Consider the following 16,956-nt stretch of genomic DNA (forward strand, 5'->3'; position numbering starts at 1 on the left):
TTTCCGGTATCAATAAATCCCGAAGAAAGCCTCGACCGGGCCTTTAAGGAGCGGAACCTTGAAGCCGATTTCAAAGATGACGAAAAAGAAGAGGGAAACGGCAATACCGGCTGGCAGGGAAGCCCACCACCTGTAGCGCCCCTGAAACATCATCGCTCCTGCGATGTAGATTGCAGTGCCGACATAAAGTCCCAAAACCGTCGATATGGCCGCGAAGCCAACCAGAGGTAAAGCGAAGCCAAGAACCGGTTTCAGCCGGGAGACCTCAATGAAGACTTCCCCGCTACCGCGATGTTTCACAAATGCCGCAACGAGATTGACGGCACTTCCGAACATGATCAGCAGCCCGATGTAAAACGGGAAATAACCGGCATCAGGGCCCATTTCCGTCCAACCAGTGCCAGCCTGTTGCGAGCCGTAACAAACCGCCGCCCCCAGCGCGCCCGTCAGGAGAGCGACGCCCGCCTCGACGATGAAGCGGGAAACGCCGCCTTCACCTTTTCCATTCATGGGATGAGCTCCTTCGATGAATGGTGCAGACGCCATTGGCGTCCGCACAAATACACAAAGCGTCAGTTGGCAAGCCAGCCTTCACGCTTCAGCACAGCCGTTACCGCTGTTTCATCGTTCTTGATAAAGGAAGAGAGATCATTACCGCTCATATAGGCGGCAGATTGCGAACTATCGGCAAGATACTTCGCCCATTCCGGCGTCTCGGCAACCTTCTTGAGTATGCCAGCATAGTAGTCGACGACTTCCTGATCGACCCCTGCCGGAAGCCATACCGTGCGCGGCATGGAATAATTTTCGATAGCAATACCTGCTTCCTTGCAGGTTGGAATGTCGCTCCATCCCATATCGCCAGCAACCTTGCCTTCGCCCTTGAGCTTTTGGCCGTTGAAGACGCAGAGCGGCTTCACCATACCTGCCTGCCATTGACCGAGATTCTCACTCGGATTGTTGACATTGGCCGCGATGTGCTCGCCCGCGAGCTGCACAGCAGCTTCACCGCCGCTCTTGAACGGGATATAGCCAAGCTTCGAACCTGTGGCATCATTGATCATCGATGTCAGAATCTGGTCAACGTCCTTGGACTGGCTGCCGCCAACCTTCATGCTCGTATCATCCTTGGCCTTGGCGACAAACTCAGCCGCGGTCTTGAATTCGGACTTTCCGTTAACCCAAAGAATGAATTCGTCCGAGGCAAGCGCTGAAACAGGAAGCAGGTCTGCCGACTTATAAGGAACCTTGGCGCGTACCGGCAAGAGATAGGCGTTGTTGGTGCCAAACGCCAGCTTGTAGGGATCGCCTTTGTAGCCAGCGGTATAGACAAAGCCTTCTGCCCCGCCTGCACTTCCCTTATTTGTAACGACGATTGGCGCGCTCATCAGGTCATATTTACCGATGATCGACTGGATTGTGCGCGCGAATATATCCGTGCCGCCTCCTGGCCCAGCGGTTACGACGAATTCCACAGGCCGCGTTGGTTCGAATGCCTGTGCAGACGATGCAATGACTGCCACTCCTGCCGCGAGGCAAGCAATGTGCAAAGACTTCTTCATGGTCTATCCTCCCAGTTAAGCGGCACAGGCCTCCCCCCATGCCGATAGTGTTAAAATGTCGAAAATCAGGCAGCGTCTGAAAGCGCCGATGCTCTTTTCGCCATTCGTGCCGCAAGCAGGATCGCTTCGCGCGTGGCTCCCACGTCGGCAACGCCCTTCCCGGCAATATCGTAGGCTGTTCCGTGCGCAGGCGTGCAAAGTGGGAACGGTAAGCCACCCATCATCGTCACCCCTTTGTCGAAGCCCATCAGCTTCATCGCGATCTGCCCCTGATCGTGATACATGGTCAGCACTGCCTGAAAGCCATCCTTCAGAGCACGCAAAAACACCGTATCAGCCGGGAACGGCCCATCCACATCGAACCCTTTAGCCCTGGCTGCCTTAACGGCAGGTTCGATGATTTCGATTTCTTCCATACCGAAACTGCCGCCGTCACCGGCATGCGGATTGAGACCGGCCACTGCAATCTTTGGGTTGTCGTGTCCCGCCTTCTTTAGGCAGGCCCAGGCCAGCTCCAGCTCGGCAAGAATTCCTTCAACAGTTAGAGTCGAGGCCACATCCTTGAGCGGAATATGCGACGTCACACGCGCGTTCCAGACTTTCTCCAGAACGTTAAACTCACGCACCTTGCCAGTGAAATTCAACACATCAGCAACAAAGCGGATTTCATCATCGTAACCAGGATAGGCAAATCGCATGGCCTGCTTGTTGAACGGAGTGAAACAAACAGCCTGCGCGTGACCTGCAGCGGCAAACTTCAGCGCTGCTCGAAAGTTTTGGGTGGCAAACGTTCCGCCCACCAACGTGGCCTCACTGCGCACAACGTCCTTCGGATCGAGATTCTTCAAGTCAACGAAGACGTGCCTGCCGAGCGGCATCTTCGGCGCGCTTTCGAGGCTGGCATCTTCCAGATCAAGCTCGACACCCGCGACGTGTGCGCCCTCGTCCAGAACGCGACGATCACCAAAGACAACGATATGCGCTTCTTTCCTGACATCCGGCAAGGCGAGGAGACGTGCCGTCAACTCCGGACTGACACCAGATGGATCCCCCATTGCAAGCGCAATTACGCTCGGTTCAGTGCCAGTGACGGTCATTAGCATCCTCCTCGTCTGCATTCTGTATGCAGCATGCATATGTCAGTCTCCTGAATGGTGCAAGCATTTTGTATTCTGTATGCAGCATTTTATATTGACGGCTGAGAGCAGGCCAGCCATCCTCGCCACAGTTGGTGAGATGAGGATTCGAACCCACTCTTTGAGAAAAAGGCCGATGGACGAAATTCAAAAAAACGAGCAAGCCGACAACGGCTCACAGGCGTTCCGCCGCACTGCCTTGCACGACATGCTCGTCAACCATCTGCGCGACATGATTATCGAAGGGCAGCTAGAACCTGGCACGCGTCTGCATGAAGGCCAGCTCGGGGAGCAACTTGGCGTGTCCCGGACACCGCTGCGTGAGGCGATCAAGTATCTGGCGAGCGAAGGTCTGGTCGAGCTTGTTCCAAGCCGGGGCGCCGTTGTGAAGCGATTCAGTGCCGCCGACGTGAAAGACATGCTCACGGTCCTGCGCACTCTGGAAGAACTTGCCGGAAAGCTCGCCTGCGAGCTGGCGTCCGACAAGGAAATCGCTGAGGTCCGCGCGCTGCACGACGAAATGATCGAGCGCTATAATCATGCTGACCGCCTCCAGTATTATAAGCTGAATCAGCAGATTCACCTGGCCATTGTCCGCCTTGCCAAGAACCCCACGCTAGCTGACATTCACCAGATGCTGCAGACACGATTGAAACGTATCCGTTTCGTCGGCCACGAAGGCGCGGAGAAATGGGCAGCAGCAGTAGCCGAGCATGAAGAAATGATACTGGCCTTGGAAGCCCGTGATGCGACCCGGCTTTCCGAGGTGCTAGGACGCCATTTGACGAAGGCCTGGGAGCGCGTACGCGACTCATTGTAGAGACTATCTGCCGCATAATTTTGTCTGCAACGGCTTTAAGCAGATTACTGTTTGATCGAAAACCTCAGATGAGGTCTACCTCAATCGAGCCGGATCGCGTTATAAATCAAGATGGGATCATTTTTGCTTATCTGATGCAGCGGTACAGACTATGGAACTGAAATGGCTTGAAGATTTCGTCAGTCTCGCTGAACACAGGAGCTATTCCCGCGCTGCGGGAGACCGCTACATTACGCAATCCGCTCTCAGCAAGCGCATCAAACAGCTTGAGGATTGGGTTGGCCTGCCATTGGTCGATCGATCTTCAAACCCCATAGGTCTGACAAAGGCCGGAGAATGCTTCCTTCCGCGAGCACAGGATGCTCTCGAAATGCTGCTCAGTGCTCGCAAGAGCGTCAGTGATGGCTATAGTGCTACCTGGGAAATCATTTCTTTTGCAACGCTCAACACATTATCGCTTACATTCTTCCCGCATTGGATGGCGCAGATCGAAGCATCCGGTGCTTCATTTCGCGCACGTTTTGCCGATCCTCACTCATCGTTCGTCGGCAATATTTCAACGCTCGTCAGCGGGCATTGCGACTTCTTTCTGACCTATGCGCATCCTGCTGTTCCCCAGATGGATGATCTTGGCACCTATCCCTTTCTGGCATTGGGGACCGAGAGGGTCATTCCAGTATCAGCTCCTACGCCGAATGGGCACGCCCTGCACAGCCTCAAGGACAAATCGCTACCAACGGCCTTCCTCAGTTATCGCGGTAATTCGTTCTTTTCTCTTGCCCTGCCTTGGTTGTTCGAAAAACATGGCTTTCAGTTGAGCACAGTTTACGAAAACGGAATGTCGGTTGCACTCAAGGCAATGGCGGTCTCCGGACACGGTGTGGCATGGATACCCGAAAGCCTCGTCGACGAAGAAATGAAGCGCGGTGTACTTGTCCGTGCTGGCGAAACGGACACTGATCTGTTGATTGAAATCCGCGTTTACCGAACACCCCAATTCAGGAACAAGCAGGCTGAGCTCTTCTGGCGCCGTGCCTCGCAACTGGTTTCCCAGAAAACCGGACACAACACCGGAAGCCTCACTTAAGAACCGAGTTAGAACGGGTCACGACCGAGAGAAAAGTCCAACAATTGCACTCAAGTTGGTTGCATCATCAAGGTCCCACAAATCCGAATAGATCTGATCTGCCTTTGGAACCGCCGAACAACAATCAAGAAATTTTCGCGCCCGATCATCAGCACCAAAAGGTTGCTGCAGGGTTCCAACAGCGAAGCTGCGCGATGCACGCAACACTCGTCCGTCTTTCAGGGTAACAGTGACAATATGGGGTAGCTTTTCCGCTGATGCCCGTTCTTCCTCTAAGGAATAGCTGCACATATTAACGACACCAAGCAGCGGATCATCCGCGAAGGCAGTAACAGCCTGCGGCGTAAAATCCGCAAGTGCGAGATATCCCTGCCGCAAGATGCGTGCTACGCAATATTGCATGGAGAAGCGGGCCTGCATCTGGTCCGTCGGTTGCGTATAGGCAAGATTCCGGTAATTCGCGATCCCTACCAATGTGTCTATAGCGACGACATCTTCGGCACCAAACCTGTGTTCTGCCTGAAGATCAAGCAATCCATCGATGATCATATGCGTGGACCCACAGCAGGGATGCCGCTTAGGCATGACGCCTGCCGTTTCGATCACATGCGGTCTATCGGCGAGAATATCTTCTATGTTCCAGCCAAGACGCGGGTCACCCGCGAACAGTTCGCGAATACCCTGATCACCTTCCAGAATATCGTGTCGTGCCTTCATTCCGGCCTTTGCAAGCAAGGCGGCCTCCACCGCATTGCGCGCCGCCATACCTGCGTGAAACGGCTTGATCAGCGTGCCGAACTGGCCCTTGGTGCCGGATGCAAAACTAGCAGCAATAGTGATCGCCTGGGCCGTCTCATCCACATCAAGATCCAGCATATGGGCTGTGGCAACAGCCGTGCCGATACTGCCCACAGTCGACGTGCCATGCCAACCGGCTGTGTAATGCGCCTGCCCAAGTCCCTCGCCTACTAGCGCCTGAGCCTGCAGGCCAGCCAGGTAAGCGTCGACAAGGCGAGCGCCTTTAGTCCTATCCAAATCAGCAAGCGCAATTATTGCGGGCACGATCACTGCCGAGGCATGGCTCATGCCCGGCAGGAAATTATCGTCGAAATCGAGCGCATGCGCCGCAGTACCGTTGACCAGCGCCGCGAGCATCGGACTGCCAACGCCACCCGTAATCAAAAGGGCGTTTCCGCCAGTGTTGAATTCGGCAAAGGCCGCCGCCACGCTTTGTGTGCTGTCATCGCCGCAGCCTGCCACCATGCAGGCCAACGTGTCCAAAATTGCGTTGCGTGCAAGTTCACGTGCATTCTCGCTCGACACTGGCTTCACACATGCTGAAGCAATCGCCGTTGCGACCGTCATCTCCTCTCGCTGCATGGCTTCACCCCTGAAATGCGTCGAGAATGAGCTTCAGAAGACGTCCGAACTTGTGCCGGTTCAACTGGCGTCCAGTGATGTCCGTGTCCACGCGATGCACGATCACCATGTCAAGCGCTGGCAGCACAATGCAGAAATGTCCACCTGCACCGAAACCTGCAAAGCTGCCTTTCGGGGTCACCACGCCGGGAAAAAACACACCGTCGCGCTCCAGCCACCACATATAGCCATAAGCGCCGCGCGCGCCCGCATCGGAATAAGGCATGACACATTCCTGCGCCCAGCCTTCTGGCAATATGGCTTCGCCATTCCAGCGGCCATCGCGCAGATAAAGCTGGCCAAAACGCGCCAGATCGCGGGTCGAAAGGCGAAACGGATAGGCGGCATGACGACTTTCTGTAAAACGATCATGCCAGCCGTCCGGCCTGTCACCGTGAAGCGAGAAGTCCTCAAATCCGAGCGGCTTTGCAATACGCTCGTCGAAAGACTGGTGCACAGTCTTGCTGGTCAATTGTTCAAAGATCGTGCCAAGCGCATTGAAATCCCAATTGTTGTAGCACCAGAAGGTACCGGGAGCGTGGGAATGACGCTTTTCCTTGATCATCCGCATCCATGGCGTTTCGTAGCCCGCTGGATGGTAGATGCCAGAACGGGCCGTCAGGAGATCATAGACCGTCGCTTGCTTTTCTACTTCGCTCAAGCCTTCATTGTCATCAATGCCTAGCTGCTCCAACGTCAGGCTGAGATCAATGGTGCCATCAGCTACATCCTGCCCCATCATCGCGGCAAGAATACTCTTGCGGATGGAGTGGCAGAGATATTTGTGCGTGATGTCGCCATATGTGTGGACGATCTTGTTGCCCTGAACGATCATCAGCGCATCGGTTTCCTGGCTATCGGCACAAGCGTCGACGGCGCCAAGCCCAGCTTCAGACCAACCCGCCGCAGCGGGGCTTTTCAGACGTTCCCATTCCTGTCCCGGATTGGCCACCGAATGATAGTTCATACTCGTATTTCCTTAGACTGATTATGTGCAACAGCTTCCACACTGGCATGCAGGAACTCCTGCGTGTATTCGACTTTGGCGCGCGAATGGCGCAGATCGTCCGCCGTCAATTCTTCCAGAATGATGCCCTTGTGCATGACCCCGACACGCTCGCAGATATGCGCCACCACGGCGAGATCGTGCGAAACCATGAGGTATGTGAGATTTCGCTCACGGCGCAGCACCTTGAGCAAATTGAGAATTTCCGCCTGCACGGAAACATCGAGCGCGGATGTCGGCTCATCGAGAAGCAGCACGTCCGGTTCGATGATAAGTGCACGGGCTATGGCGACACGCTGGCGCTGGCCACCGGACAATTCATGCGGATAGCGATAGAGAAAGCTCGGACCGAGACCCACCGCTTGCAATACGTCGCGAACTCGCTCGTCCTTGCGGTCCATGCCGTGAATGGCAAGCGATTCCGCCAACACCTTATGCACCTGCTTGCGTGGGTGCAGCGAGGCATATGGGTCTTGAAACACCATCTGCACGCGACGGAAAAATGCTTTGTCGCGCTCGCCGCCCATCTTCCGGCCGTCAAAGCTGAAGTTGCCTTGATAATGCGGGATGAGACCGGCAAGAGCGCGCAGGATCGTGGATTTGCCGCAACCGGATTCACCGATCAGACCATAGGCCTCGCCGCGTTCGAGATGAAATTTCACCTTCCTGACGACGGCGGCCCGCTTGCGCCCCTTGCCGAAGCTGATGGAAAGGTCCGAGACATCCACAAATGGAGAACTGACTGCATGTATCATGAGTTTCCTCCCACCAGCGTCGGCTCGGTCAGCCAGCTTTTGTCGCGTTCCGGCACCTTCAGCATATCGACCGGATGGTCGAGCCGCGGCAGGCTGGCCAGCAGTGCCTGCGTATAAGGATGGCGCGCCTTGTGCAGCTCCTTCGCCGGCAGATCTTCCATGATACGCCCCGCATACATGACCAGTACCCGATCGCAGAAATCGGCAACCAGGTTGAGATCATGGCTGATGAACATCAGCCCCGTGCCTGAACGGCTGACCAGTTCGTCGAGTATAGTTAGAACCTGGCGCCGCACGGTCACATCAAGCGCGGAGGTTGGTTCGTCGGCGATGATCATGTCCGGTTCGGGGATCAGCATCATGGCGATCATCACACGCTGGCCCATGCCGCCAGAAATCTCGTGTGGAAACAGACGCATGACACGCTCGGGATCGCGAATATGCACTGCCTCCAGCATGGCAATTGTTTTCTGTCGTGCTTCGGCCGATTTCACACGATGGTGCAGGCGATAGGCTTCCATGATCTGATCGCCGATACGGATCAGCGGGTTGAGCGAATATTTCGGGTCCTGAAGGATCATCGAGATACGGTTGCCGCGCACGCTACGCATCTGGCGTTCGCTGGCTGACAACAGGTCAATCTCGCCGAAACGCAGGGCCTTGGCACGGATCTGCGCCGTCTTTGGTGTGAGTTTGAGAATCGAGCGCCCGGTCATCGATTTGCCGGAGCCGGATTCACCCACGATGCCGACTTTTTCGCGCCCAATGGAAAAGCTGATGCCGCGAACGACATCGATGTTGCGATCAGCACCGGGAAAAGACACCCACAGATCATCGACTTCAAGCAATGGTTTTGTCATTGATCTTATCCGTTTCTAGGGTCGAGGACATCGCGCAAGCCGTCACCGAACAGGTTGAATGCAAGGCTCGCAAGCAGGATTGCGGTGCCCGGCACAGCGGCAAGCCACCAAGAGGTCATCATAAATTCACGGCCACTGGACAACATCGCGCCCCATTCCGGGCTCGGCGGCTGTGCACCAAGGCCGAGAAAGCCGAGGCCCGCAGCGGTCAGGATGATCGACGACATATTGAGTGTGATGCGGATCACTACCGAGGGAATGCACATAGGAACGACATGCTTCGCAATCACCCGCATGGTTGAAGCGCCCTGCAGGCGAATGGCAGCCACATAATCCGACGAGCGAATGGTCAATGTTTCCGCGCGGGCAAGACGCGCTATCGGCGGCCATGCGGCGAGTGAAATGGCGATGACGGCATTCTCGATACCCGGCCCGAGTGCTGCGGCAAAGGACAGCGCAAGCACAAGACTGGGAAAAGCGAGAAAGATGTCGACAATGCGCATCAGCGCCGTATCGACCCAGCCGCCTATATAGCCTGCGGTGGTACCCACGATGAGGCCGATAGGTGCAGCGATGACGGCGGTCAGCGTTACGATGTAGAGTGTGATGCGCGAACCATAGACAAGGCGACTGAAAATATCGCGACCCAGTTCGTCTGTACCGAAGAAATGGCCCCATGACGGTGGTTGAAGCCGATTGGCGAGATTGTTGGCACCGATGTCGTGTGTTGCGATCAGAGGCGCGAAAATCGCCACCAGAACCAGAAGGACGATGACCGCAAGACCAAAGAGAGCGGATGTGTTGGCCATCAGCTTGAACCAGGACCGGCGCAGTTGCTGTATATTGGACTGAAAGGCAGAAGTGGGTACGGGAGCGCTCAGCCAGGCCCGTAGGGAACTGGAAGTTTGCGCCGGCGACGTGCTGGTGTGCGTGTTCATCGGCAGTTTCCTATCGTGTGCGGGGATCGAAGACGCGATACAGAAGATCGCTGATCAGGTTGATACCGACGAACAGAATGCCGACGATAAGCGTACAGCCGACCACTGCGTTCATGTCACCAGCCAGAAGTGCATTGGTGAGGTAACGCCCGAAGCCCGGCCATGCGAACACCGTCTCGGTCAGCACCGCACCTTCCAGCAGGAAAGCATAGGACAGCGCCACAACCGTCACGACCTGAACCGCAACATTGCGGAAGGCATGGCCCCAGACGGTACGCGCCCAGGACAACCCCTTGACGCGTGCAGTGATAATATATTCCTGATTGAGTTGCTCGATCATGAAACCGCGCGTCATGCGGCTGATATAGGCCATCGAGCCGAATGCGAGGATCAGCGCGGGCATGATGATATGGCTTACGGCGTTCCCAAAAGCATCCCACTGGCCCTGCATCGCGCTGTCGAGAAGCAGGAAGCCGGTCGTCGGCTCGACGGAATATTCGTAAATGAAGTCTATCCGACCCGGCCCGCCAATCCAGCCCAGCGTGGCATAGAAAATCAGCAGCGCCATCAAGCCGAGCCAGAAGTTCGGCGTGGAATAGCCAAGCAAACTGATCATACGCACGGCATGATCCAGAGGCGAATTGCGATACATGGCAGAGAAAACACCGAGCGGAATGCCCAGCGCGGTTCCGATGACGATAGCCACAGTCGCCAGTTCGATGGTAGCCGGGAAGACGCGCGCAATATCTTCCAGCACCGGACGACCGGAAGTCAGCGCGTTGCCGAAATCGAACATCAGCGCGTTCTTGAGATAAAGGCCATATTGCACAATCAATGGCTGGTCGAGCCCCAGCTTTCTATACATCGTGTCATAGGCTTCCTGGGACACATTATCGCCCAGCATCGCGATGACCGGATCAAGCGGCAAAAGGCGGCTGATGAAAAAGGTCAACGTGATCAGTCCCAGAAGCGTAATTGCCACTGAAACGACCAGACGCGCGGTGGCGGCGAGAAACTGAAGTACGGGTCCGGCCTCCCGATCGTGGTCCACCGCCTCCACATCTTCAATGATTTCGTGCGTCGTCATCTGCAAATTCCCGAAAGAGAAAAACGGGATGCCCGGTCCGGGTCGCGAAGCGAACCACAGGCGACCATGCGGTCATCCATTGAAACGGTGTGCACCCAGCCACTTCGAGAGAAGCCGCCGGGTGCGTAATTTCCGTTATTTTGCGGCCAGATCGTAGTAGACGCGGAAGCCGTTCCAGCTCCAATTCTTCATGGTCTTGTTGACACCGGCGACATTGTAAATCTGGAAGATGAAGGCGTGCGGCCCCTTCTCCATCATCTCTTTCTGCAGATCGATATACATCTGCTTGCGCTTGGCCTCATCCTTCTCGAACAGGGCAGCGTCGACTTCCTTGTTCACGGCTTCGTTGAAATAGCTCGCGCGCCAGCTCGGATACATGGTCTGCTTGGCTTCAGCCCGGTTGTCGGGATTGAATATCTGACGCGAAGCATTGCCATGCGCGTCCGGAACAGTCGTCTGCCAGCCCATCAGCGAAGTCTGGAACTCACGGCCACGGATACGGCTGAACAATTGCGCATTGGCCATGCGTTCGATCTTGATCTTCACACCTATCTTGGCGGCCGCGTCCTGAATACTCTGGGCAATCGGAGCGGCATAAGGCGCGGTACTGATGAACATCGTCGTCTCGAAGCCCTTCTCGTAACCGGCTTCCTTCAGCAGTTCGCGAGCCTTTTCGACATCAAGTTTGAAGGGCTGCCCTTCCTTCTCGTCCAGCGCGCCGAAAGCACCGAGCTGCACGAAACTTGCGCGCGGCACACCGACATTGTTGATGACCGTCTTGCCGAGGCCCTCATAGTCAATGAGATAACGCATCGCGAGGCGTACCTTCTCATTGGCGAAGATCGGATCGGCATTATTGAAGTTCCAGTAGAACAGCGAAGGCTTCAGCGAGCGTGAGGCGGTCACCTTGTCCTGAGTTTCCAGATCGCGCAGATCTTCCGGCGTCAGGTCACGGGCGATGTCGATGTCGCCCTTTTCGAGCAACAGTCGCTGAGTTCCCGCTTCCGAAACATGGCGGATCAACACCTGCTTGAGCTTCGGCGCTTCACCCCAATAATTGTCGGTCGCCTGGAGGATAACCACTTCAGCCGGGTTCCACCGCATCAACTTGTAGGGGCCAACACATTCCGACCGGGTGGCTAGATACTTGTTGCCCATGTCGTTATCGACCTGGTTCTGCATCAACACCTTCTGGTTCAGAAGGCTGGCAACACGGTTGGCGGCGATCGCCGCCAGGATGAGATTGACCGGATAAGGCTTGTCCAGCTTGAAAACGACTGTGTTGTCGTCCGGCGCCGAAATGGTCTGATCCACATTGTCCTTGGTGAAACCATATTCTGTCAGCGTCGCTGCGTTGCCGAAACCGAGCTTGACCGCGCGCTGGAGCGACCACGCCATATCACCCGCCGTCGCCTTGTCGCCATTGTCGAACTTCAGGTCATCGCGCATGTGGAATGTGATCTGCAACCCGTCTTGCGACACCTCCCAGCTTTTGGCAAGTTGCGGCACGATCTTGGTCTCGTCAGCCGGATCGAAATCGACCATGGGATCGCAGATATTCTGGATAATTTCATTGGTCGCGGCTTCGCCGATCTGCGCCGGATCAAAAGTACTGATAGCGTCAATATTCCAGGCCATGACGAGTGCGTTCGGCGGTGAGGCGGCTTCGGCGGTGAACGTCACGGCGCCCATACCGGCGGCAAGCGCGAGCGCCGTGGTGCGGCGCAGGATGGTTGTCTTCTGTTTTTGCATTGTTATCCCCTTTTATGGTTGGGCATTTTCGAGAGGTGCCGCGCGCGGACGCAGGGCACGAAATGCATACTCTTAGCCAGTCAATCGGCCGGACGCGGCTGCAGCGGCGGATTGACCTCAGGCGGGATCGGGCAGGTATAGGGCGTCTTTGCCGTGCGAGCTTTGTGATCGGCTTTGGCGTCGTTCATAATCTTCTCATTTTGAAGAACATCGAGTGCCGTGCCCGCCATTACCTTCGCAGCATAGACCATGCCCTTATGAGCAGCCGGCATCTTGCCTTGCGCGGTGATCTGCCAGGAATGGCCCGGCGAACCGATGGCGTGCGTTGCCACGCGTGCCTGAACAGTCGGCACGACCCAGCTCACATCGCCCAGATCAGTGGAGCCGATCATCGGTACACCCTTCTGTTCGCGCGGCAGCACGTAGTCGCAAAGCGGTTCGTTTTCCGCCAAAGGCTGGCCGACACGCAGATAGTCGGTTTCGATATCTTCTTTCGAAAGAGTCGTCTGTATCTCCGCTGCAAAGGCACGGTCCGCATCATCGAACGGCACGCCGCCCAAACGCTCCATGTTCGAATGCATCGCGATTTCCAGTGGCGTATTGCCCAGCAGGTTCGAGACCGCACTCATGATGGAGATATTGACGGTTGTTTCCGTCATCATTGCTGCGCCCGCTGCAACCTTCTTCACCCGATCATTGAGGGCGAACATGCCCGGCAGATCAGTGGCGCGGATGGCGTAGCGCACCTTGGCCTTGGCTTGCACGACGTTCGGCGCGATGCCACCCGCATTGAGATAAGCATAGTGAAGACGGCAATCGGACGGGATATGCTCGCGCAGATAGTTGCAACCGACACTCATCAGTTCCGCCGCATCCAGAGCCGAACGCCCTAGATGCGGTGCCGCAGCAGCGTGGGAGGCCCTTCCGGTGAATTCGAAATCCATCCGGGTATTGGCAAGCGATTGGGCGTCATCGACCTGCGTAAACGAAGCCGGGTGCCAGCAGATGGCAATATCGACATCGTTGAAAGCGCCCGCGCGCGCCATGAAAGACTTGGCCGCGCCGCCTTCTTCTGCAGGACAGCCATAGTAGCGCACGCGACCCTTCTTGTCGGTCTGTTCCAGCCAATCCTTGACCGCCGTCGCAGCCAGAATGGCAGCGGAGCCCAGAAGATTGTGGCCGCAACCATGACCATGTCCCGTACCGGGGATCGGGCGCGGCTCTGCTATGCCCGCTTCCTGACTAAGGCCCGGCAGCGCATCATATTCGCCAAGAATGGCGATGACTGGTCCGCTCTCACCCGCCTCGCCCATGACAGCAGTGGGAATGCCAGCCACATTCTCGGTGATACGAAAACCCTGTGCCTTCAACATTTCGGTGTGCTCGGCACAGGACTTGTATTCGGTATAGGCGATCTCGGGCATCCCCCAGACACGATCGCTCAAGGCTTCAAAATCAGCCTTCTTCGCATCCACTAGATCCCAGATCTCTTCACCATTCTTCACGGCGTACTCTCCCAACAATGCTTTTAAAGATTCTCGTCGATGAAACGGGCAAGCGCGCCAAACACGCGGCGACGATTTTCGATACGCGCAAAGCCATGGCCTTCATGCGGCACGCGCAGATATTCGATAGGCTTGCCGAGGCCGCGTAAGCAGGAATAGACCATCTCGCTCTCGCACGGGGTGACGCGCGGGTCCTCCAGACCATGTGCTATCATCAATGGTGCTGCGATATTTCCGATGCTGTTGATGGGTGAGAAACTCTCCAACTCATCACGCATGGTTTCGGCATCACCATATTCAACAGCGCGCAGCTCCTTGCGCCATGGTCCCGTCGTCTGCAACAAGGTGAGAAAATTGGCGATCCCGTAATATTCGACGCCAAGCTTCCACAGATCGGGATATTCGGTCATGGCCGACAAGACCATGAAACCACCATAGGAACGACCGAACACACCGATACGGTATGCATCGACATCGCTGCGTGCCGCGACCGCCATGCGCACCGCCTTGAGATCAGCAACGCTGTTCATGCGTAATTCGCGATCATCCAGGTGTTGGTAGGCGCGGCCATATCCCGTGCTGCCGCGAATATTTGGCGCGATGACCATGATGCCTTGCGCCAGCATGTACTGAATGTCCGCACGAAAATCCGGCTTCCACTGGGCTTCAGGACCGCCATGTACGATTATCATCACCGGATAACCATCGAGACCTGCAGCACGCTCCGGCTTGTAGATGAAATAGGGAACCTCCAAACCGTCAAAACTTGCAACGCTTGTCACTATCGGTTCGAGGAAAGTCGGTAATTTAACCTTGGCCTTTGGTGCGTCTGTCAGGCACGTGAAAGCACCGCTTTCAACATCGCAGCGCCAGATGTCGCCCGACGTCGCAGCACCTTCCACAGGCATGATCAGTGACGTGCCATCCGGTGTCCACGCAACGGAAGCGACCACTGCGTCAACCGGCATTTCAAGCCGTTTGAGTACCGCCCCGTCCCGGCCAATCAGAACCACGTCGTTCCAGCCTTGACGGTTCAGGACGAGTGCTATCCTGCGCTGATCCGGTGAGATAGCGAGCGCTTCGACATCCTGCCCGTCGAAGGTCGCAAGTTCAGTCAGCGATGCCGCGTCGTGCGGCTTGACCATGACAGAGAGATATTCGCGTTCCTGATCGGCAATCAGCAGAATGCCGGAGCCGTCCTTGAAGAATTTCGGCGATTGATAGCGTGCCCGTCCTTCATGCGGCAGGGCATTTTCATAGGTGCCAGTTTCGAGATCGAGGCGACAGAAATCCTGATCCGTCATTGCGCGCTGGCAATCATTGACCAGCAACGACTTGCCGTCGGGCGCAAAGACGGCGGGCGTGCGCCATCCGATCCCCTCGTAAACGCATTTCGTCTCGCCGGTTGCAACAGTCATCACATGAATATCCATGTGGAAACGGTCACGATAATTAGCGCCATAGGCGATCTGTGTGCCATCCGGCGACCAGCAACCCCAGGCATGAACCACCGTAGTATCGGTGGTAAGGAGGTGCGGCTCGCCTTCGGCATTTTGGATCAGCCAGAGCTGATGGCGTTCGTCGCCGCCCCAGTCGGTCGTAATGAGCAGGTCGCGGCTCTTGGGATTGAAGGCAAGATTGCCGACCGGTTCCGGCAGATTGGTAAGCTGGCGCGGCGTACCGCCTGCAAGAGGGCGCCCCCAGACCTGCGCCGTGCCGCTTTCATCGCTGAGATAGACTAGAAGTTCGCCGTCCGGCGAGACAGCGGGCTTCACCGCCTTGCAGATATCGATGTAGTGCGTCATCGAAAGCGAGGTATCGGCGGCCTTTGTATCGAACATCGAACTTTCCTTAATTCCAGATATTGATGAGTGCGCTCACGCCAACTGCCGCGCCAGCCGGGCAGAGGCGGCTTCCAACGCATCGACCATTGGGCCGACCGTCGATTGATGATTGGCAAGTGTGACGATGGTGAATCCGGCCTCCGGCCAGGCTTCCTTGAGTTTCCACGCCGTCATCATCGGCGTCACCATGTCGTATCTCGCCTGCACGATTTCAGCAGGGAGATGACGAATACGATCGATATTCTCGATGAGATAATTGTCCGGAAGGAAAGCGCGGTTGACGCAATAATGGGTGAAAATGCGCGATACCGCCAAGGCTGCTTCCGACTTCAGAAGTTTGGCAACATGACTTGCGTCCGGTTCCAAGGTCTGGGTACGCGCCGAAAATCCGCGCAGGCTCTGGGCCGCAGCCAGTTCCTGCACCAAATCACCTGACGTGAGCCGCTTGTAATAAGCGGCTAGCAGATCACCACGCTCCTCTTCCGGCACGAATGCAGCAAATTCCTGCCAGTGATCAGGGAAAACAGCGCGGCAACCATGGAACCACCAGTCTGTGTCATCCTGCCCGCCCAGAAATATGCCGTGCAACCGAAAGCCGAGGCAGCGCCGCGGATGCGCGACGCCATAGGCAAGCGACAGACACGACCCCCAGGAACCACCTGCCACAAGCCAGCGTTCAATGCCCAATCTCTCGCGCACGGCTTCAATGTCCGCGATCAGATGCTGTGTGGTGTTTTCAGCAATTTCAGCGACAGGGGTGGAACGTCCCGCGCCGCGCTGATCGAAGGTAATGACACGATAGGTGTCGAGATCGAAACTGGCGATCTGCGCGGCCGAGACGCCCGCACCGGGACCGCCGTGCAGAAAGACAGCGGGGATACCTTTCGGATTGCCATATTCCAAAACGGAAAGCTCATGTATGTCGCTGACTTGCAAACGGAACTCATGCGCCGACTGCGCGGCGCTTGCCGCTCCAACAGCGCCGCTTTTCAGCTCCGAATCATTGATTTGCTTCGCCTTTTTTTCAGAAGGACAAGACATTTCCTTCGGAACGCGCTTGGCATCCGTCATTCATTTCCCCATTTTTGCGCTCGTTTGAAAGGCGCGTCAGCCGCCGTTGTTCCAAGCTGATCTTCATGCTTTTTCAAGAGCGTGAAGAAAAACCGGAGAACAACTTCCCTTGAC

At 56.2% G+C, this 16,956-nt stretch carries 15 protein-coding genes; 2 read left to right on the forward strand and 13 right to left on the reverse strand.

The window, feature by feature from the left end; all coding sequences use genetic code 11:
- Window positions 1–9 precede the first annotated feature (9 nt).
- The 3 genes from FIB18_RS21070 to FIB18_RS21080 all read right to left on the reverse strand — a co-directional run bounded on the left by FIB18_RS21070 (window position 10) and on the right by FIB18_RS21080 (window position 2,659).
- Window positions 10–510: a tripartite tricarboxylate transporter TctB family protein gene (locus tag FIB18_RS21070; RefSeq protein ID WP_140022577.1), complete on the reverse strand. Its 501-nt coding sequence runs from the start codon at window positions 508–510 to the stop codon at window positions 10–12.
- Window positions 511–572: 62 nt separating this feature from the next.
- A complete protein-coding gene (locus FIB18_RS21075) occupies window positions 573–1,562 on the reverse strand; it encodes a Bug family tripartite tricarboxylate transporter substrate binding protein (RefSeq protein ID WP_140022578.1) in 990 nt (329 codons plus the stop codon).
- 65 nt (window positions 1,563–1,627) lie between these two features.
- Window positions 1,628–2,659 carry a 4-hydroxythreonine-4-phosphate dehydrogenase PdxA gene (locus FIB18_RS21080; RefSeq protein ID WP_140022579.1) on the reverse strand — a complete coding sequence of 344 codons (1,032 nt, stop codon included), beginning with the start codon at window positions 2,657–2,659 and terminating at the stop codon, window positions 1,628–1,630.
- Window positions 2,660–2,834: 175 nt separating this feature from the next.
- On the opposite strand from FIB18_RS21080, the gene FIB18_RS21085 reads away from it, so the two are divergent.
- Together FIB18_RS21085 and FIB18_RS21090 are read left to right on the forward strand one after the other, a co-directional pair.
- Window positions 2,835–3,518 (forward strand): GntR family transcriptional regulator, encoded by a 684-nt coding sequence (locus FIB18_RS21085; protein WP_140022580.1) that lies wholly within the window; start codon window positions 2,835–2,837, stop codon window positions 3,516–3,518.
- Window positions 3,519–3,669: 151 nt separating this feature from the next.
- Window positions 3,670–4,605: a LysR family transcriptional regulator gene (locus FIB18_RS21090; RefSeq protein WP_140022581.1), complete on the forward strand. Its 936-nt coding sequence runs from the start codon at window positions 3,670–3,672 to the stop codon at window positions 4,603–4,605.
- Between the two features lie 18 nt (window positions 4,606–4,623).
- Here the strand turns inward: FIB18_RS21090 and FIB18_RS21095 are convergent, their stop codons facing one another.
- The 10 genes from FIB18_RS21095 to pip all read right to left on the reverse strand — a co-directional run bounded on the left by FIB18_RS21095 (window position 4,624) and on the right by pip (window position 16,842).
- A complete protein-coding gene (locus FIB18_RS21095) occupies window positions 4,624–5,985 on the reverse strand; it encodes an MmgE/PrpD family protein (protein WP_140022582.1) in 1,362 nt (453 codons plus the stop codon).
- Window positions 5,986–5,989: 4 nt separating this feature from the next.
- On the reverse strand, window positions 5,990–6,991 hold the full coding sequence (locus FIB18_RS21100) for a serine hydrolase domain-containing protein (RefSeq protein WP_140022583.1): 1,002 nt from the start codon (window positions 6,989–6,991) through the stop codon (window positions 5,990–5,992).
- Complete coding sequence (locus FIB18_RS21105) at window positions 6,988–7,785, reverse strand: ABC transporter ATP-binding protein (RefSeq protein WP_140022584.1); 798 nt, start codon at window positions 7,783–7,785, stop codon at window positions 6,988–6,990. The genes FIB18_RS21100 and FIB18_RS21105 overlap by 4 nt, the downstream gene beginning before the upstream one ends.
- Window positions 7,782–8,645 carry an ABC transporter ATP-binding protein gene (locus FIB18_RS21110; protein ID WP_140022585.1) on the reverse strand — a complete coding sequence of 288 codons (864 nt, stop codon included), beginning with the start codon at window positions 8,643–8,645 and terminating at the stop codon, window positions 7,782–7,784. Before FIB18_RS21110 ends, FIB18_RS21105 begins: the two co-directional genes overlap by 4 nt.
- 5 nt (window positions 8,646–8,650) lie before the next feature.
- The gene (gene nikC / locus FIB18_RS21115) at window positions 8,651–9,583 is read right to left on the reverse strand and encodes a nickel transporter permease (protein ID WP_140022586.1); all 933 of its coding nucleotides are present in this window, start codon (window positions 9,581–9,583) and stop codon (window positions 8,651–8,653) included.
- A 10-nt stretch (window positions 9,584–9,593) separates the two neighbouring features.
- Window positions 9,594–10,670, reverse strand: coding sequence for an ABC transporter permease (locus tag FIB18_RS21120; RefSeq protein ID WP_140022587.1), 1,077 nt, complete (start codon window positions 10,668–10,670; stop codon window positions 9,594–9,596).
- Between the two features lie 135 nt (window positions 10,671–10,805).
- Window positions 10,806–12,422, reverse strand: a complete 1,617-nt coding sequence (locus FIB18_RS21125; RefSeq protein ID WP_140022588.1) for an ABC transporter substrate-binding protein — start codon at window positions 12,420–12,422, stop codon at window positions 10,806–10,808.
- Window positions 12,423–12,502: 80 nt separating this feature from the next.
- On the reverse strand, window positions 12,503–13,927 hold the full coding sequence (locus FIB18_RS21130) for a M20 family metallopeptidase (RefSeq protein WP_140022589.1): 1,425 nt from the start codon (window positions 13,925–13,927) through the stop codon (window positions 12,503–12,505).
- Between the two features lie 23 nt (window positions 13,928–13,950).
- Window positions 13,951–15,768, reverse strand: a complete 1,818-nt coding sequence (locus FIB18_RS21135) for a S9 family peptidase (RefSeq protein WP_140022590.1) — start codon at window positions 15,766–15,768, stop codon at window positions 13,951–13,953.
- 36 nt (window positions 15,769–15,804) lie between these two features.
- The gene (gene pip / locus FIB18_RS21140) at window positions 15,805–16,842 is read right to left on the reverse strand and encodes a prolyl aminopeptidase (protein WP_140022591.1); all 1,038 of its coding nucleotides are present in this window, start codon (window positions 16,840–16,842) and stop codon (window positions 15,805–15,807) included.
- Window positions 16,843–16,956: the final 114 nt, after the last annotated feature.

This window comes from Brucella pecoris, from assembly GCF_006376675.1.
Classification (GTDB): domain Bacteria; phylum Pseudomonadota; class Alphaproteobacteria; order Rhizobiales; family Rhizobiaceae; genus Brucella; species Brucella pecoris.